The sequence below is a fragment of the Bradyrhizobium sp. 613_E4_N2_2 genome, from assembly GCF_052075995.1.
GTDB classification, from domain to species: domain Bacteria; phylum Pseudomonadota; class Alphaproteobacteria; order Rhizobiales; family Xanthobacteraceae; genus Bradyrhizobium; species Bradyrhizobium barranii.
This window is the reverse complement of sequence record NZ_CP197234.1, coordinates 4,910,002-4,926,327: the sequence shown is the minus strand read 5'-3', so window position 1 is coordinate 4,926,327 and position 16,326 is coordinate 4,910,002. Positions and strand designations below refer to the sequence as shown.

The 16,326-nt window shown below is 65.0% G+C and carries 17 protein-coding genes; 7 read left to right on the top strand and 10 right to left on the bottom strand.

The window, feature by feature from the left end; all coding sequences use genetic code 11:
* Nucleotides 1-43 precede the first annotated feature (43 nt).
* Nucleotides 44-376 carry a PilZ domain-containing protein gene (locus AB7290_RS23875; RefSeq protein WP_085399211.1) on the bottom strand — a complete coding sequence of 111 codons (333 nt, stop codon included), beginning with the start codon at nt 374-376 and terminating at the stop codon, nt 44-46.
* Entirely contained in the window at nt 373-1,479 is a 1,107-nt protein-coding gene (locus AB7290_RS23870) for a DUF2336 domain-containing protein (RefSeq protein ID WP_085399210.1), read from the bottom strand. Before AB7290_RS23870 ends, AB7290_RS23875 begins: the two co-directional genes overlap by 4 nt.
* Before the next feature lie 302 nt (nt 1,480-1,781).
* Between AB7290_RS23870 and AB7290_RS23865 the strand changes: the two genes are divergently transcribed.
* The 3 genes from AB7290_RS23865 to AB7290_RS23855 are packed head-to-tail and all read left to right on the top strand — an operon-like array spanning nt 1,782 to nt 4,432.
* The gene (locus AB7290_RS23865; protein ID WP_085399209.1) at nt 1,782-2,711 is read left to right on the top strand and encodes an AraC family transcriptional regulator; all 930 of its coding nucleotides are present in this window, start codon (nt 1,782-1,784) and stop codon (nt 2,709-2,711) included.
* Nucleotides 2,712-2,762: 51 nt separating this feature from the next.
* Nucleotides 2,763-3,353, top strand: a complete 591-nt coding sequence (locus AB7290_RS23860; RefSeq protein ID WP_085399208.1) for an NADPH-dependent FMN reductase — start codon at nt 2,763-2,765, stop codon at nt 3,351-3,353.
* Nucleotides 3,302-4,432, top strand: a complete 1,131-nt coding sequence (locus AB7290_RS23855) for an acyltransferase family protein (protein ID WP_085399207.1) — start codon at nt 3,302-3,304, stop codon at nt 4,430-4,432. Before AB7290_RS23860 ends, AB7290_RS23855 begins: the two co-directional genes overlap by 52 nt.
* 15 nt (nt 4,433-4,447) lie before the next feature.
* Here AB7290_RS23855 and AB7290_RS23850 read toward each other — a convergent pair whose 3' ends face one another.
* Nucleotides 4,448-6,529: a methyl-accepting chemotaxis protein gene (locus AB7290_RS23850; protein ID WP_085399206.1), complete on the bottom strand. Its 2,082-nt coding sequence runs from the start codon at nt 6,527-6,529 to the stop codon at nt 4,448-4,450.
* 134 nt (nt 6,530-6,663) lie between these two features.
* Nucleotides 6,664-7,104, bottom strand: a complete 441-nt coding sequence (locus tag AB7290_RS23845) for a DUF1810 domain-containing protein (RefSeq protein ID WP_085399205.1) — start codon at nt 7,102-7,104, stop codon at nt 6,664-6,666.
* Nucleotides 7,105-7,294: 190 nt separating this feature from the next.
* Between AB7290_RS23845 and AB7290_RS23840 the strand changes: the two genes are divergently transcribed.
* The 3 genes from AB7290_RS23840 to AB7290_RS23830 all read left to right on the top strand — a co-directional run bounded on the left by AB7290_RS23840 (nt 7,295) and on the right by AB7290_RS23830 (nt 9,869).
* The gene (locus AB7290_RS23840; protein WP_085399225.1) at nt 7,295-8,278 is read left to right on the top strand and encodes a DUF2778 domain-containing protein; all 984 of its coding nucleotides are present in this window, start codon (nt 7,295-7,297) and stop codon (nt 8,276-8,278) included.
* Between the two features lie 64 nt (nt 8,279-8,342).
* Entirely contained in the window at nt 8,343-8,600 is a 258-nt protein-coding gene (locus tag AB7290_RS23835; RefSeq protein WP_071914482.1) for a hypothetical protein, read from the top strand.
* Between the two features lie 177 nt (nt 8,601-8,777).
* Nucleotides 8,778-9,869, top strand: a complete 1,092-nt coding sequence (locus tag AB7290_RS23830) for a TRAP transporter substrate-binding protein (RefSeq protein WP_028151794.1) — start codon at nt 8,778-8,780, stop codon at nt 9,867-9,869.
* 129 nt (nt 9,870-9,998) lie between these two features.
* Here the strand turns inward: AB7290_RS23830 and AB7290_RS23825 are convergent, their stop codons facing one another.
* The 6 genes from AB7290_RS23825 to AB7290_RS23800 all read right to left on the bottom strand — a co-directional run bounded on the left by AB7290_RS23825 (nt 9,999) and on the right by AB7290_RS23800 (nt 15,195).
* Nucleotides 9,999-10,781, bottom strand: a complete 783-nt coding sequence (locus tag AB7290_RS23825) for an ABC transporter ATP-binding protein (RefSeq protein ID WP_085399204.1) — start codon at nt 10,779-10,781, stop codon at nt 9,999-10,001.
* On the bottom strand, nt 10,769-11,824 hold the full coding sequence (locus AB7290_RS23820) for a dihydrodipicolinate synthase family protein (protein ID WP_085399203.1): 1,056 nt from the start codon (nt 11,822-11,824) through the stop codon (nt 10,769-10,771). Before AB7290_RS23820 ends, AB7290_RS23825 begins: the two co-directional genes overlap by 13 nt.
* A gap of 6 nt (nt 11,825-11,830) precedes the next feature.
* Nucleotides 11,831-12,652 (bottom strand): GNAT family N-acetyltransferase, encoded by an 822-nt coding sequence (locus AB7290_RS23815; RefSeq protein ID WP_085399202.1) that lies wholly within the window; start codon nt 12,650-12,652, stop codon nt 11,831-11,833.
* Nucleotides 12,639-13,676 (bottom strand): NAD-dependent epimerase/dehydratase family protein, encoded by a 1,038-nt coding sequence (locus AB7290_RS23810; protein ID WP_354115132.1) that lies wholly within the window; start codon nt 13,674-13,676, stop codon nt 12,639-12,641. Before AB7290_RS23810 ends, AB7290_RS23815 begins: the two co-directional genes overlap by 14 nt.
* Before the next feature lie 16 nt (nt 13,677-13,692).
* The gene (locus tag AB7290_RS23805) at nt 13,693-14,463 is read right to left on the bottom strand and encodes an ABC transporter permease (RefSeq protein WP_085399224.1); all 771 of its coding nucleotides are present in this window, start codon (nt 14,461-14,463) and stop codon (nt 13,693-13,695) included.
* Between the two features lie 84 nt (nt 14,464-14,547).
* Nucleotides 14,548-15,195 carry a TetR/AcrR family transcriptional regulator gene (locus AB7290_RS23800; protein WP_063983595.1) on the bottom strand — a complete coding sequence of 216 codons (648 nt, stop codon included), beginning with the start codon at nt 15,193-15,195 and terminating at the stop codon, nt 14,548-14,550.
* A 99-nt stretch (nt 15,196-15,294) separates the two neighbouring features.
* Here AB7290_RS23800 and AB7290_RS23795 point away from each other — a divergent pair, with 99 nt between their 5' ends.
* Nucleotides 15,295-16,311 (top strand): ABC transporter substrate-binding protein, encoded by a 1,017-nt coding sequence (locus AB7290_RS23795; protein ID WP_085399200.1) that lies wholly within the window; start codon nt 15,295-15,297, stop codon nt 16,309-16,311.
* Nucleotides 16,312-16,326 lie beyond the last annotated feature (15 nt).

Sequence of the window (16,326 nt, the reverse complement as noted above, 5' to 3'; positions counted from 1 at the left end):
CCGGACTATGATGACATTGAATGAGCTCGATGAATTCTGGAGCCTATTTGCTCGGCGTGGAGTTTGGCGCGGCGGCCGCCTTTGCGCTCGCCGGCTTCTTCTTGCCGTCTGCGGTGATGAAGTGAACGCCGGCCATGGTGCCGTCGATCCACACCAGTTCGCACCGCCGGTAGGCAAGACCCGTCGATGACAGCAGCATGAAGAATTCCTTGGCCTGGAGCACGTCGAGCGTCCCTTCGACCTCGATCTTGGCGCCACTTTGCGACACGTCGAGCAGGAAGCAAGTGCGTCGCCAGGTGCCGTCGGAGCCCATCAGATTGACGGCCTGCTTGTGATCCATCCGTACGCGAAGCGCCTTTCGACCGTCGAACCTCATCGGCTAACCCCCATTTTTGTGCCGCGATGTCCCGCATCGCTTGGGTTGGCACTCGCTGCAATTTCCCCCCAGCGCACTGTCCATTGGCTGGTCGACAAGAGAAGCGTTTCGAAAATCTGCTGCGCCCGTTCGCGTTCGACGAAGGAGAGCCGTGAGCCGCTGCGGTTGCTCAGGATCGCAAGCGTGGTGGCCCAGTTCAGCCGTGCGGCCCGGCAGGCCATGACGAGGCCCTCGCAATCGTCATCGGTCATGACATGCTCCACGATCTCGATCGGCGCGCCGGAGAGCACCGAGAGCGCCGTGAACAGATTGGCCGTCTCGCCGCGGATCGTGAAGCGGTTGACGGTGGAATCGTTGAGCTTGCCGACTCGGCTGAGGGCGACGATCTCCGGCCTCGCGCTCGCATAGTCGGCCGGGCAGGGCAGCTTGGGCGGAACCGGCGCGGCTTGTCGTGCGGGTGGAATGGCGGATGCGTTGGCCTTGGCCGGCGCCTTCGGGGCAGGTGACACGGAGAGCAGTTTCCGGACGACCAGGTCGGGCGTGCCGGGCCGCAGCACCAGCGCCTTTGCAATCTCGCCGTCCGGATCGGCCCTGGCGATCAGCGCGGCGTAAGCTGCCTCGGAGAATTGGGTTCCAGGGTTCTTGATCAGCGCAAGGCAGATCGGGCCGCCGCGCTTGATCAGCGCCTCGGCCACTTCAGGCTCGATCGAGTTGCGCGCGGCGATCGCGCGTTGATGCCGCTCGCCGCACGAGGCCGCGATCGTCGCGAGATCGGTGGCGGAGACTGCCTGCGATTTGAGGAGGACTGGACAGGCCACGTCCGGGTCGTCGTGTGAGGCAAGGCGCTGCAATGTCTCGGGCGGGGCCACCTTAAGCTCGGCAAGCGCCGTGCTGAGTTGGACGAGCGACTTGGCCTCGACGCGTTCCGTCAATCGCAGCAGAACGCCGTCAACCACGCCGGCGAGCAATTCCTGAGGCCGGTCGCGGCTACCGGTGAGCAACTGCACAATGCCGGATAGGATGCGTGCACAGCGGTCCGGCGGGCACGTAGCGACCGCCTGTTCCAGCTCAACCAGAATATCAGCAGGCAAATTTGCCATCATGGCAGGGGCCTGACTCAAAAAAATCGCGACTATCCAATGACCTTCATTCCGCCTGACATGCGTTAATTTGAAATTTAGAGCTTGATCGACGGGGTATCAGCGCACCGTTGGCGGCGCTGGAAACGCTATCGAAATTCGGCGAGGCTCGATGCGGCGACTTGTCCTTTGAACGGGACCCTCGCCAATTGAACGAGACGAATTAGGATGATTCTTTCGGTCGAACGGGACAACCGAAAGGGGGAAACTCGGACCGGCATCGCCGCCGGACGCGCGTTGGTTACGACGCGACGTTTCACATTGCCATGAACAGTATTGCGCCCAGGGTATTTCGCTTCTCCGACGTCGACGAATTTCGGAATGCCATACGAGGCCTGAATTTCGAGTTCACGCCCTTCGTACGGAGGATTTCGGCCGAGCAGACCATCCTGTCGCTGCCCGGTTGCGACGTGAATTTCACGCGGGCGTTTCCCCGCGTCGTCGACGCGCAGCTCGTCGAGAATTGCACCGCCATCGGATTCACGATGGATGAGCTCAACGTGCCCATCCGCTTCAACGGCTCGCAGCGGGCACTACCGGTCATCGTCATCGGCAGCGGCGGCGCCGCCTACACCACCATCGAGGAGGTGCAGCGGCAAATTGCCTCGGTGGTGTTCAGGCCGGAGGTGACGGATCGTGGCTGGCCGCACGCGACATCCAGCTTCAAGATATTTGAAACGACGGCCGCGAGCCTGAACCGGCTGCGCAGCCTGGTCCGGGAGGTGCTAGCTGCTGCGGCGGAGCCGATCGGAGCCGCGGACGTGCCGCTGAAGGCTGCAGCCATGAAGGAGTCCCTGCTTGGCGCCGTCGACGACGCATTCGAAAGCGTCGTTGCCGCGCGATGGACCCTGCGTCCCAATGACGAACGCAATTTCAGGATCTTCCGGGAGATCCGCGCGCTTCTGTCCGACGACCTCTCGCAGCCGATCTACAGCGAGGAGATTGCGCGCAAGCTCAACCTGTCCGTCCGCACCCTGCACGACGTCGTCCGCCGCTATCGCGGCATGAGCCTGCATCGCTATTTGCGCCTGCGCCGGTTGTGGCTGGTGCGTCAGCGCCTGCTCGCCGGTGCCGACAGCGTCAAGGCCGTCGCACTGGCGTTCGGCTTCTGGCATCTCAGCGACTTCTCCAGAAGCTATCGCGACCAGTTCGGCGAGACGCCGTCGCAAACGCTGGAGCTCGGACGACAACGGTAGCGCGGCAAATCGGTTGAGGCCGTACCGCCGTTTCGTGCTAGCGTCCCGGCCATGAGCAATCGCATCCTCGTCCTCTACGGCTCCTACCGTTCCGACCGCATGGGCGTCCGCCTTGCGAATTTCGTCATCGATCGCCTGCGCCAGCGCGGCGAGGAGGTCGAGTTCATCGACGCCAAGGCGATCGGCCTGCCGATGCTCGATCGCATGTACAAGGAATATCCCAAGGGGGCAGCACCCGAGGCGCTCGAGAAGCTGGCGGGGCAGATCCGCGGCGCCGACGGTTTTGTCTTCGTCACCGGCGAATACAATTGGGGCATCCAGCCGGGATTGAAGAACCTCACCGATCACTTCCTGGAAGAGTGGTTCTGGCGCCCGGCCGCGATCGTGAGCTACTCCGCCGGCCGACTGTCCGGCGCACGCGCCTCGACCGCCTGGCATGGCACGCTGTCGGAGATGGGCATGGTCGTGGTGTCGAGCACCATCGGCGTCGGACCGATCGCGCAGACGCTGTCGGCCGAGAGCGAGCCGATCGGCGAGGGCGGCAAGGCACTGGAGCGCTCGTTCCCGCGCTTTGCCGACGACCTGCTGTGGTGGATCGAGGCCGCCAAGGCGCAGCGGACGCGCAAGGCGCCGCCGTACTGATGCCGTATGCTGTTCCGCGCAGGGGGACGGTTGCCGTCAGCGATCTGCCGCGCCAACCATTCAGCCCAATGGAATTGCGTGAGAATTCGGCGTTTCTGCCGCGACTTGAGGCCATGCGTGGCTATGCGGCCCTGTCGGTGCTTGCGTTTCACGCCTGCATGCTGTCTTGGGACATGGTCGCGACCGGAATGGCGCCGGTCGTCGTCTTCTTCGTGCTCAGCGGCTTCCTTCTCGCGCGATCGCTGGATCGAGATCCCGATCCGGTCACCTTCGTGCGTCATCGCCTGTTCAGGCTGCTCCCTGCCGCTGTCGCGACGGTGCTCCTGCTGACGCTAGCCTATCAAACCTTCGGCTTCTATATCGGCTTTCTGCCCTCGTTCGACCCGTTCAACGTCGTCCTCAATGCGCTCCTCATCAAGAGCGACATCAACGGCGTGATGTGGTCCCTGACCGTGGAGTGCGTCGCAGTTCCGGTGATCCTGATATCCCACGCTCTGCTGAGGCGTCATGGCACGACCCCGGTGTGGCTCCTGGTCACCTTTCTCTTCGCAATTGCGTTCTGGGGACCCTATGTTCACTTGCTGGGCGGCTTCACCAATCTTGCGCCGCTCTACGCGTTCGTCGTTGGCTTGCTCGTACAATCAAGCCGGACCACGCTGACCAGGGGATCGCAACCACCTTGGGCAGCGACGATCGCAGCCATCGCTCTTGTTGTCCTGGTCATAGTGGCGGTTCGCAAGCAGACCGCCGTAACGATCGCGTTTGAAACGCTCTGCGCGTCCGTTCTGATTTGGCTTGCCGCCTTCAGCCCCGGCAAGCTCGTCGCACTGCGGCCGCTGGATCTCGATATCGCCCGGTTCTTTGGACGAATATCGTACAGCTTCTATCTGCTGCACATGATCGGGCTTGCGATCGCGACTCGTCTGCTGCCGGTCGAGCTGGATCCGGTCATCCGCGCAGCGGTCCTGTTCCTGGCAGCGTTGCTGATCACGACGCCGGCGGCCTGGCTGATGTGTCGCTTCGTCGAAGTGCCATTCATTGACCTGGGACGCAGGCGGATCGTGACAAGAGCGGCCTGATGCCGCCGGCCGCTCTTAGGCGGCCCTGACCTCGCCGAGGAAGCGGTCGAACTGGCCGGCGAGATCGCGCGACTGGGTCGAGAGCTGCTCGGCCGCGCCCAGCACTTCTCTTGCGGCCGCACCGGTGTCGTCGGCGGCGCGCTGCACGCCCGATATGTTGCTGTTGACCTCCTGGGTGCCGCGCGCGGCTTCCTGCACGCTGCGGGAGATCTCCCGGGTCGCCGAACCCTGTTCCTCGATCGCAGCGGCAATCGCGGTGCCGATCTGGTCGATCTCGGCGATGACGTCGGCGACGTTGCGGATCGCGTTCACGGTCTCGTCGCTTGCGGACTGGATCGCGGTGATCTGCTCGGAGATTTCGGTGGTGGCCTTGGCGGTCTGGCCCGCCAGCGATTTCACTTCGGATGCGACGACCGCAAAGCCGCGGCCGGCGTCGCCGGCGCGGGCGGCTTCGATGGTCGCGTTGAGCGCCAGCAGATTGGTCTGCTCGGCGATGCTCTGGATCAGCGTGACGACGTCGCCGATCTTCTGGGCACCCTCGGCGAGCGCGCGCGCGGTGTCGCCGGTGCGGCGGGCGTTGTCGACGGCGCGCGCCGCGATCTCGGTGCTTTGTGCCACCTGACGGCCGATCTCGGAGATCGAGGAGGTCAGCTCTTCGGTCGCGCTCGCGACCGTCTGCACGTTGGTCGAGGTCTGCTGCGAGGCGGCGGCGACGACCGCGGCCTGGCTGTTGGTCTGGGCCGCCGTCGAGGTCATCGACTGCGCCGTGCTTTCCATAGTGGAGGAGGCGCGGGAGAGGCCGCCGACGAGCTCGGTGACCTTGGCCTCGAATGCACGGGTGAGCCCGTCGAGCGCCTGGGCGCGGCGCATCTTGCCGTCGTTCTCGGCCTGCTTCTCGGCTGCGAGCCGGTCGGCCCGGATCATGTTGTCCTTGAACACCTGGACGGCGGAGGCCATCGCCCCGATCTCGTCGGAACGCTCGGCGCCGGGGATCTCGTCCGCAACGTCGCCGTCGGCAAGGCGGGACATCCGCGTCGTCAGGCTGACGATCGGGGCACAGACGCGGCGGCGGACCATCACGATCAGGCCCGCGCTGGCGATCAGCACGGCGAGGAGGCCAGCGAGGGCGATGGTGAAGCTGGTGCGCGCGGCGGAGGAAGCGCCGGCGAGGATCTGCTCGGCATTGTCGTAGAAGGCGTCGCGGACGCCGATGATGGACCCGAGGCCCTTCTGGGACGCCACGTAGAAGGTCTCGACATCGTGCTCGTATTTGCCGCTGACGGCGCCGTCCTTGACGAGCTTCATCTCGCGGCCGAATTCCTCGACATAGTTCGAGTTCATTGTCTCCAGCGCCGCGGCGACGTTAGCCGGAGTTGCCGCATTGCCACGCAATTCCATCAGCGACATCACGATCTGGTCGTTGCGGCCCTGCATGCGGGCCATGTCGGCCTTCTCGGCGTCGTTGGCCACTTTCTTCGCGCCGACAAGGTTCTTGTGCACGCTGGAATTGAGGCCGCCGACGTCGCGCAGCGTCATGGCGATGTTGGCGTAGTTGGACTGGCGATAGGCGTCGCCGTTCAGGATTGCGATACGGCGGACCTGCTCGTTGAGCAGCGCGGTGACGCCGGCATTGAGCACGGCATTGTCGGCGACGACCTTTTTGGCCGCGTCCTTGCGGGCATCCGCAGGTCCTGCGATCGCCTTGTCGATGGCCTCGCGGAGCGCGGTGAATTTCGAATTGATCGCGTCGATGTTGCTGCCGATGGTGGCGCCGTCGTCGAACGGGCCGGGCAGCTCCTTGCGCAGCGCGTTCATCCTGTCGCGGGCGCCGTCGGTCTGCTTGCGCAGCTTGTCGTGCTCGGTGAGCTGCGCCGGATCGACCGTCGCGGGCCCGTAGAGGATGTTGGTGGCAAAGCCGCGCTCGGGATTGAGGTAGCGCGGGATGTCGCTGGCGGCGCGGACGATCGCGAGTCGTCCCTGCGCTTCGGCGATCCTGTCCATCGTCTGGTACTTCGTCACGGCGACGTAGACGGCGAGGCCGCCGCCGACGGTCGAGAGCGAGACGATGGCGGTGGTCAGCAGCGTACCGATTTTCATGATCTGTCCGGCAATTGGCGCGGGGAAGAAAATTATTCTGCGCAAACGATAGGCAGCCGGTGTTAATCCGGAGTTTACGCTGCCGGCCGCCATGCCCCGCCTGCATGCGTCCATTCGTCTAGGCGTAGGTCGCGCTAGCGCGCCGGCCGATCGAGCCTGGCGAGCATCTCCAGCGTGGCACCGTCGCGCTCGCCTGCGAAATATCGGGCGAGCGCCTGGTCGAAGACGGGTTCGTCGGAGACCGCGCCGAACAACGTCATCGACGAGCGGAATTTGGCGTCATCGGGCGCGCCGAGGATCGCGTTGATGGTTCGTCCCCCGACGGCAAGCACGAGCGTGGTGCATTCAATGAGTCGCGGACCGAGTACGGGGTGGGCGAGGTAGGCTCTGGCTTCCGCGCGCGAGCCGATTGCGTAGCGCTGCGACATGGTGCTGAAGCCGAGGCCGGCGATCTGCGGGAAGACGAACCACATCCAGTGAGTCTGTTTCCGGCCCCGGGCCAGCTCCCCCTGGACGTCGCGAAAAACCGGGTCCTGGGCCCTGACAAAGCGCTCTAGGTCGAAAGGATCGGTCATTGGATACCTCAAGGGGGGCTTGCCGGCCGCGATTATGCCTAAGTTTTGGCTCCCAATGCGATGGCTGGTATAGAGTCTCCGGACGGGGGTTGGGCCCTCCGGGGGTCGATTTGGGGATCTGATGGTTTCCGACCGCGCAAGCGCCGAAAGGCTGTTGTCGCGCCGCCGTATTGGGCGAGCGGAGACGATACTGCTGTCCTTGGCAGCCGTCGCGCTGGCACTGGGAGCTGCCGCCTGGGTCGCGGACATGGGCGATTCGGCGCCGCTGGTCACTGCCTCACTGCCTCCGGCCACCGCACTGCCTCCGGCCAATGGCCCTTCGTTTGACGACCGTTTCGCTTCGGTATCCAGCAGCCCGCCGGCCCGTGACTTCGGCCTGCGGACGCTGGAGCGCTCCGCGGTGAGCGTGGTCCAGCTCAAGCTGCGCGACGCCAAGGCGATGCTGGCCCAAAAACTCCAGGGCGACGACTGGCGCTCGACCCTGACCGGCTCGACCCTGACCGATGACGACCGGCACGTGGTTGACGAGACCAGGCCGTCGCAGCGCGCCGACGCCATCCCGATGCCGCGCTCGCGCCCGACCCAGGCAGACCTCGCGTCCCAGATCGCCTCGAGCCAGGCCTATGCCGAGACCAATCCCCGGGTCGACAACCGCAACTTCTTCGAGAAGTTCACCGACAAGATCAAGCTGGCCTCGCTGACGCCCGGCGACGGCCTGCTCAGCAGGGCGCCTGATCTCGCCGCGCTCGGCTACGATTCACGCACGGCGGTCTATGACATCAAGGCCAAGGCGCTTTACCTGCCGAGCGGCGTCGCGCTGGAAGCCCATTCGGGCATGGGCGCGTTGATGGACGACCCCAATCATGTCGACCAGCGAATGGTCGGCGCGACCCCGCCCGCGACCTACGATCTGAAGCCGCGTGAAAAGCTGTTCCACGGCATCCGCGCGCTGCGCCTGACGCCGACCGAGGGTACCAGCGCGCTTGGCCGCGTCGGGCTGCTCACCCACAGCTACATGCTCGGACCGCGTGGCGACTCCAACGGCTGCGTCTCGATCAAGGACTATGATCGTTTCCTCAAGGCCTGGGACAATGGTGAGTTCAACCGCCTGGTCGTGGTGCCGAGCCTGAGTGGATCGGCGATAGCCGCGCAGCGCGCGAGCACCGACTCCTGATATTTGCTGGACGGCGGGGCTGCCGTTTCCCCTTCGTTAAGCCGACCTCGTCCAGAAGCAACCCATGAGTGATCCCCAGAGTTCCGAGACCCCGCTGCGTACGACGTTCAAGATCAAGCTGAACGGCGACACGCTGGCGATTGCGACCGTCGGCCAGGCCTATCAATTCCTCACCAACTTCAAATCGGTCGAGTGGATGGAATTCCGCTCGCTCCATGAAGAGGCGGTCGCGGCGCTCGAAGGCGCCGCCGGCAACGCCATGCTCGCGGTGCAGGCGACCAACGCCGTGCGCGCGCTGTTCGTGAGCGCGAAGCTGCTCTGAGCGGCCTTTCAACGCGCTCTCGTAGCCCGGATTGCGCTGCGCTCCATCCGGGCTATGGACGCCGGCAGGCCTTCCGCTCCCAGCTTGAACTCCGCTATAGGAACGGGCAAACGGTCCGCGAAGACCGTCGCCAGACGCCGATATGTTTGAAACTTACTTCCAGGGAGAGACCCCAACATGAAACGCCGTACATTCCTCAAGGGCGGCGCGGTCGCCGGCGCGACGACGCTGGTTGCTGCACCTGCGATTGCGCAAGGCGCGCCCGAGATCAAATGGCGTCTGACCTCGAGCTTCCCCAAGTCGCTCGACACCATCTACGGCACGGCGCAGACCTTTGCGAAATACGTTGCGGAAGCCACCGACAACAAATTCCAGATCCAGACCTTTGCGGCCGGCGAGCTCGTCCCCGGCCTCCAGGCGCTCGATGCCGTCAGCGTCGCGTCCGTCGAGATGGCGCAGACGCCGCTGTATTTCTACATCGGCAAGGAGCCGGCGCTGGCCTACGCCACCGGCGCGCCGTTCGGCATGAACCATCGCCACCAGGAATCCTGGTGGTATTTCGGCGGCGGCGCCGACCTAACCAACGAGGCGCTGAAGCCGTTCAAGACGCACGCCATCCTCTGCGGCAATTCCGGCACCCAGATGGGCGGCTGGTTCCGCAAGGAGATCAAGACCGTCGACGATCTCAAGGGGCTCAAATTCCGCATCGCCGGCATGGGCGGTCATGTGCTGGCCAGACTCGGCATCGTGCCGCAGCAGCTCGCCGGCGGCGACGTCTATGCGGCGCTGGAGAAGGGCTCGATCGACGCCGCTGAGTTCGTCGGTCCCTATGACGACGAGAAGCTCGGTTTCCAGAAGGTCGCCAAGTACTATTACTTCCCCGGCTGGTGGGAAGGCGGCGCGATGCTGCACATGATCGTCAATGACGAGAAGTGGGCGAGCTTGCCGAAGCAGTACCAGGCGATCGTCAATCAGGCCGCCTCGGCGGCCGGCGCCTGGATGCTGGAGAAATACGACAGCGTGAATCCGGCGGCGCTGAAGCGCCTGATCGCCAACGGCGCGGAGCTGAAGGCGTTCCCGCAGCCGGTGCTGGAAGCCTGCTACAACGCGACCCAGGAGCATCTGAACGAGCTCGCCGCCAAGAGCGACCTGTTCAAGCGCACCAAGGAGAGCCACGACGCCTATATGAAGGAGCTGCTGTTCTACACGCAGATCGCGGAAAACTTCTACGACAACTATCTGCTCAGCAAGATGCGTAACAAGACCTGAGTGTGAAGGGGGCGCGGTGGTTACGCCGCGCCCCGCTTCCGTAGCCCGGATGGAGCGCAGCGAAATCCGGGATCTCGCATGTCAACGGCACCGCCCCGGATTACGCTTCGCTCCATCCGGGCTACGGACTCAAGCCGCGCCCAGCCCCAGCTTCGCATAGATCCGCCGCGCATAGGCGCCGAACGCGTCGGTCGTCTTGAGCGGCAGGTCGCGCGGGAAGGGCAGGTCGATCGGGAAGTAGTCGGCCATCTTCGCCGGGCCCGCCGTCAACACGGCGCAATGCGAGGACAGGAACACGGCTTCCTGGATCGAGTGCGTGACGAAGATGATGGTCTTGCCGCTCTCGCGCCAGATCCGCAGCATCTCCAGATTCATCTGCTCGCGCGTCAAGGCGTCCAGCGCACCGAACGGCTCGTCCATCAGGATCAGTTTTGGATCGTGAATGAAGGCCCGCGCGATCGCAGTGCGCTGCTGCATGCCGCCGGATAGCTGCTGCGGATATTTCTGCTCGTAGCCGGCGAGCCCGACCAGGTTGAGCAGATCGCGCGCCCGCTCGCGCGCGGCCTTGATCGGCAGGCCAACGATCTCGGCCGGCAACAGCACGTTGTCCAGGATGGTGCGCCACTTCAGCAGCAGCGCCTGCTGGAACACCATGCCGATGTCGCGGGTCGGATCGAACGGGCTTTTGGCATTGCCAATTCTGACGGTGCCGCCGTCGGCGCCGTGCAGGCCGGCCAAGATCTTCATCACCGTGGTCTTGCCGCAGCCGGAGGGGCCGACCAGCGAGACGAGCTCACCTTCCTGCACGTCCATCGTGACGTCGGACACCGCCAGGAACTCGGCGCCGCCGCTGCGATAGACCTTTCGGACGCCGCTCAGGCTGATGAAGGGCTCGGCGCTCATGCCAGCCATTTGTCCAGATTGGAGGCGACGAAGGCGTCGTCGCCGAGGTCGGCGTGCTCGCGATAGACGCGGTCGATCTCCTGCTTCTGGCCGGGGCTGAGGCCCTCGTTCGGGTCGAGGCACCACAGGCCCTGCATCAGGCCCTGACGCCGCAGCACTTCGTGGCAACCGGCGATGCAGCCGTGAAAATTGTTGGCGACGTCGAAGAAGGCGCTGTTGCAGTCGGTGACGCGGGCATCGAGCGCGAGCAGATCGGCTAGCACTGTCTCCTTGTGCCGCGCCGCCTTGCAGCGCTCGAACTGTTTGATGGCGCTCGCGGTCCATACCGACCAATGGCCGAGCAGACCGCCTTTGAAGTAGGTGCGCGTGGTGATGCCGTTGTCGCGCAGATCGAACGGCAGCATAAGGTCGAGCAGGATGTGGTCGTCGTTGCCGGTGTAGAGCGCGACGCGGTCGAGCGCACCGGCGGCTGCGACGCCGCGCAGCACATCGAGCGTGCGGTAGCGGTTGAACGGCGCGATCTTGATCGCGATCACATTGTCGATCGCGGCGAAGCGCTGCCAGAACCGGCTCGACAGGATGACCCCGCCGACGGCCGGCTGGAGATAGAAGCCGACCAGCGGGATCTCGGCGGCGACCGCCGTGCAATGCGCAATGATCTCGTCCTCGGAGGCGCTCTTCATCGCGGCGAGGCTGAGGAGCCCTGCGTGATAGCCGATATCGCGCGCGGTGCGGGCCTCAGCCGTTGCCTGGCTTGTTGGACCGGCGAGCCCTGCGACCATCGCCAGCGGTCGCCTGGTCCAGTTGGCTGCGGTCTCGGCGGCGAGTTCGAGCACCGGGCGATAGAGACCGACGTCACGGATCGCGAACTGCGTGGTGTGCACGCCGACCGCAAGGCCGCCCGAGCCGGCGTCGATGTAGTAGCGCGTCAGCGCACGCTGATGCTTCTTGTCGAGCTGGCGCTCCGCCGTGAGCGCGAGGGGGTGCGCCGGCAGCACGGTGCCGTCGGCGATCAGCTTGCGGACGTCGCTGTTGATCTGGCTGTGGTGCATGATGTCCTATCCGAATTCAGGGCCGGCGACGGCGAATGGCGTATCCTTGGCAGCGGTGGTGGCGGGGCCGAACCGCATGCGCTGGAACGGCCGCTCGATGGTCCAGCCCGAGGCGGTCAATCCGTCCAGGAATGCGGCTTGCGACGCAACGGCATCGATCAGAATCGGGCCGGTCTCGGAGCGCGTGATCGCATGAACCAGGGCCAGCGCCGGCGCGGCATTGTTGGCAAACAACGGCCCGATATGGCGCGCGGTTCGGCCGTCGCGAACCAGCGCTATGGCGCCATGCGCGGCGACGATGCGCGAGCCGGAGCGCAGGGCGATGGCGGCGAGGAGCGCGGTGCGGTCGAAACCGGTGGCGCGCCGGTCGCGCGCTCGCAGCGCATCGATGGTCGCCGATGAAGGCGGTGGGGCTTCGGCTCGCCCGGATTTCACCAGCTTCAGCCGGCGCAATTGCAGCGTCGGCGTGAAGCCGAGCGGGCCGTAGACGGCGGCGCCGTCGGGCGTCGCGTCGAGCCAGCTCGTCAGCCCGTTCTTGCGCGCGGTTTCCAGGCAGGCATCGACGAGACGGGTGGCGAGGCCGCGGCGGCGATGCGTGCCCGATACCAGCACCATGCTGATCCAGGCGTTGTTGCCGGAATAGGGCAGCAGCGCCGCGGTCGCGACCAGCCGTAGGCCGTCGCGAATACCGAACACCACGCCCTCGTGCAGGAAGATTCGCCAGTCCTCCTCGGTCTGGTTCCAGTGCGCTTCCGTCGACAGCACCAGCCCGGCGATCGCGTCGTCGACGGCGAGCTTGAGGATGGGCGGACCGTCAGTAGCGTCCATCGCGCACCTCGTATTTGGTGGGCTTGCCAAGGCTTGGCATGGAACGCGAGACCCAGTCCGCGGTCCAGGCGATCAACTGCTCGGTGTCGACCACCGGCAGGCCGAACAACTCGACGGCCCTGGACGTGTCGGTCAGCCAGGCCGTCGGCTCTTCCTTGCCTGTCAGCACCGGCGCGCGGCCGAAGCGCGCGCCGAATTTTGCTGCGAGATCTCGCACCGCCAAGATCTCGTGGCCGCTGACATTGATCGGCGAGGTCGGCGCGGTGCAATGCGCAAGGCACCGCAGCGCCTGCGCGGACGCATCGCCCTGCCAGATGAAATTGACGTGGCCGAGACTGACGTCGATCGGGGTGCCCGTGAGGACCTTTGTCGCGATGTCGTGCAGCACACCATAACGCATGTCGATCGCGTAATTGAGCCGGAACAGGCGACCCGGCGTCGAAAACTTGCGCGAAAAATACTCGAACATGCGCTCGCGGCCGACGCAGGACTGGGCGTATTCGCCGGGCGGGTTCGGCGCCATGTCCTCGGTCGCGCCTTTGCCGTCGACGGGGACGAAGGGATAGATGCAGCCGGTCGAGAACGCCACGATGCGCGACATCGGGAAGGCCTGTGCGACCAGCGCCGGGACATGCGCGTTCATCGCCCAGGTCAGCGACAGGTCGCCCTCGGCGCCGAACTTGCGGCCGGCCATGAAGACGATGTTGGGCGCCTTAGGCAGCGCTTGAATCGCTGTCTCGTCCATCAGGTCGCAATTGATCGTCTCGACGCCGCGCGCCTGCAGCCAGTCCTTGACGCTGGGGTCACTGAATCGCGCGACGCCGATGACGCGGCGATCGGGTACGGCGGCTTTCGCGAGCCCCGCCAGCGTCGGTCCCATCTTGCCGGCGACGCCGAGGATCATGATGTCGCCCTCGACCTTCTTGAGGTCGTCGATCAGCGCCTGGGTCGGCCGGCACAGAAGATCGTCGAGGGCTGCGATATCCGGGATCGTCTTCGGCAGCGTCTGGCGGGTGAGCAGCATGGATCGGTCCTTGTCGTTAGTTCTGCCTGGCATCGCCGACCACGAACATGCGTTCGAGGGCGAGGACCAGGCCGTAGAGAGCGACGCCGAGCAGGGTCAGCAGCACGACGGCCATCACCATCGCGGGCGTGTCGAGCGACGACTGAACCTGGATCATGAGATAGCCGAGCCCGCGCTCGGAGGCGATGAACTCGCCGACGATGGCGCCGGCCACCGCGAGGATGGCGCCGACCTTCATGCCGGAGAACACGTAAGGCAGCGATCCCGGCAACTGGATCTTGCGGAACAGCGTCCAGCGCGAGCCGCGCAGCGATTTGACGAGGTCGAGCAGGTCAGGCTCGACCTCGCGCAGGCCGCGCGCGGTGGTCAGCAGGATCGGGAAGAAGCAGATGCTGAAGGCGATCAAGATGTTCGGCACGATGCCGTAGGAGAACCAGACGATGAAGAGCGGGCCGAGCGCGACCTTCGGGATCATGTTCATCGTCACGAACAGCGGCAGCAGCACGAGGCTCAGCAGCGGTGCCCAGCTGAAAATCACCGCCAGCGCGACGCCGACGAACGCGCCGAGCGCGAAGCCGCCGAGGATCTCGATGGCGGTGACCAGCGTGTTGGCGCCCCAGGCATAGTTCGCGGTGCCCAGCGTCTGCACCGTCGCCAGCGGGGAGGGCAGGATGAATTTCGGCACGTGGAAGGCATCGACCGAGACCTGCCAGAGCACGAGCACGGCGAGATGCACGATCAGGATGATCGCAAAGCTGCGCGAGGTGCGTGCGCCGTCTCCGATCACCGGTTGCTCCCTGTTGCCAGCGGCCACCTTGCCGCTGTCCGTCAGCCTAACCGGCCTTGCAGAAAGTTTCAACCAGTTGGTTGATTAGGGCCGGAGCGAATGCAGCAAGAGGTCGACGACATGCCGGCGGCGGGCGCGCCTTGCCGCCCGGCTCGACAGGTCCTTGCCGAAGATCGCCGACAGCGTCGGCGTGTTGGAGAGATAGAAATAGCTGAGGCCCGCGATCGAGATATAGAGCTGGATCGGGTCGATCCCCTTGCGGAACACGCCGGTGCGAACGCCCTCGTGGAGGATGTGGGAGACGCTCTTCACCAGCGGCGAATGCATCGCCTCCAGCCGGGTCGAGCCGCGGACGTGGCGGGCGCCGCCGCGGTTCTCGTCGTTCAGAAGCACGATGAAATCGGGGTTTGTCGCGAGGTAATCGAACGAGGCCTCGATCAGCTTGCGGATCGCCTTTTCCGGCGGCAGGCCTTCGAGGTTGAGCTGGCGCTCCTGCTCGCGGATGTCGGCGTAGACCCATTCGAGCACGGCGAGATAGAGCGCGTCCTTGTCGCCGAAGTAGTGGTAGACGAGCTGCTTGTTGACGCCGGCGCGCTCGGCGATCTCGTCGACGCGGGCGCCGGCAAAGCCGTGCCGGGCGAACTCCAGGCGCGCCGCGGTGAGCAGCTTCTTGCGGGTGGCGACGGGGTCGCGCCGCTGCGGCACGGTGTCGCCTGAACGTTTTGCGGGCATTTCCAACCAGACAGTTGACAAGTCGAGGGCGGCTTGTTGCATTGGTATCCTCACATGGGGAGAGCGACAAGCCGGGTCGCGGCAATGAGGAGGGATGCGATGAAGCGTTTGCAGGCTGCGGGCTCGGCTTTGGCTTTGGCCCTGATGCTCGGTGTGCCGGCGGTGCCGGCGAGCGCGGGGGAGGCGGTCAACCTGATCCTGAACTGGACGCCGACGGCCGACCATTCGCCGTTCTATTACGCCAAGGCGCAGGGCTGGTACGAGAAGGCCGGCATCGACCTGACCATCGAGGTCGGCAAGGGCTCCGGCGTCTCCGCCGCCAAGGTCGGCTCCGGCGGCTCGCCGTTCGGCATCGCCGATCTCGCCACCATGCTGGTCGCCAAGAGCAAGGGCGCCGATGACGTCGCGCTGATGAGCATCTACGCCAACACCGGCCAGACGTTTTATTGGCTGAAGAGCTACGGCGTGAATGGCGTCAAGGATTTTCCGAGCCACAAGATCGGCAACCCGCCCGGCGACGCCTCGCGCGTGATGTGGCCGGCCTTTGCCAAGGCCGCAGGCATCGCGCCTGATGCCGTCAGCTTCGTCAATATCGGCCCGACCGCGAAGATCGCCGCGCTGAAGAGCCATACCGTCGACATCATCAGCGATTTCTACAACGAGCACGATCTGAAGGTGACGGAGTTCGGAAGCGATCTCGGCTTCGTCAACTGGAAGGACATCGGGCTCAACCCCTACGGCAATTCGCTGATCGTCAACGGCGCCTATCTCCAGAAGAACCCGAAGCTGGTCGAGGAGTTCGTCCGCATCTCGCAGAAGGCCTTTGCGGCCTGCGTCGCCGACGTCACGCCGTGCCTGAAGGCGCTGCTCGACCAGGTCTCCGGCCACGACAGGGAGAACCAGGAGCGGCAGTGGGAGCGCATCAAGTATTTGATGACCGACGAGTTCACGACCACCAAGGGTCTCGGCTGGATCGACGGCGAGCGGATGAAGAAGGACTATGAGCTGGTCCAGACCTATCTCGGCATGGAGAAGCCGTTCGACGTCTCTACGGCCTTCACGACCAAGATGCTGGATCCGGCCGTCAAGATGGATGCGAGCAAGGTGAAGAAGTAGGGGGGCGGTAGCGCG

Bases quoted from the DNA above. Each gene is read 5' to 3' on its own strand.
- AB7290_RS23875 (WP_085399211.1), bottom strand. From the start codon at position 376: ATGAGGTTCGACGGTCGAAAGGCGCTTCGCGTACGGATGGATCACAAG.
- AB7290_RS23870 (WP_085399210.1), bottom strand. From the start codon at position 1,479: ATGATGGCAAATTTGCCTGCTGATATTCTGGTTGAGCTGGAACAGGCG.
- AB7290_RS23865 (WP_085399209.1), top strand. From the start codon at position 1,782: ATGAACAGTATTGCGCCCAGGGTATTTCGCTTCTCCGACGTCGACGAA.
- AB7290_RS23860 (WP_085399208.1), top strand. From the start codon at position 2,763: ATGAGCAATCGCATCCTCGTCCTCTACGGCTCCTACCGTTCCGACCGC.
- AB7290_RS23850 (WP_085399206.1), bottom strand. From the start codon at position 6,529: ATGAAAATCGGTACGCTGCTGACCACCGCCATCGTCTCGCTCTCGACC.
- AB7290_RS23845 (WP_085399205.1), bottom strand. From the start codon at position 7,104: ATGACCGATCCTTTCGACCTAGAGCGCTTTGTCAGGGCCCAGGACCCG.
- AB7290_RS23835 (WP_071914482.1), top strand. From the start codon at position 8,343: ATGAGTGATCCCCAGAGTTCCGAGACCCCGCTGCGTACGACGTTCAAG.
- AB7290_RS23830 (WP_028151794.1), top strand. From the start codon at position 8,778: ATGAAACGCCGTACATTCCTCAAGGGCGGCGCGGTCGCCGGCGCGACG.
- AB7290_RS23825 (WP_085399204.1), bottom strand. From the start codon at position 10,781: ATGGCTGGCATGAGCGCCGAGCCCTTCATCAGCCTGAGCGGCGTCCGA.
- AB7290_RS23820 (WP_085399203.1), bottom strand. From the start codon at position 11,824: ATGCACCACAGCCAGATCAACAGCGACGTCCGCAAGCTGATCGCCGAC.
- AB7290_RS23815 (WP_085399202.1), bottom strand. From the start codon at position 12,652: ATGGACGCTACTGACGGTCCGCCCATCCTCAAGCTCGCCGTCGACGAC.
- AB7290_RS23810 (WP_354115132.1), bottom strand. From the start codon at position 13,676: ATGCTGCTCACCCGCCAGACGCTGCCGAAGACGATCCCGGATATCGCA.
- AB7290_RS23800 (WP_063983595.1), bottom strand. From the start codon at position 15,195: ATGCCCGCAAAACGTTCAGGCGACACCGTGCCGCAGCGGCGCGACCCC.
- AB7290_RS23795 (WP_085399200.1), top strand. From the start codon at position 15,295: ATGAAGCGTTTGCAGGCTGCGGGCTCGGCTTTGGCTTTGGCCCTGATG.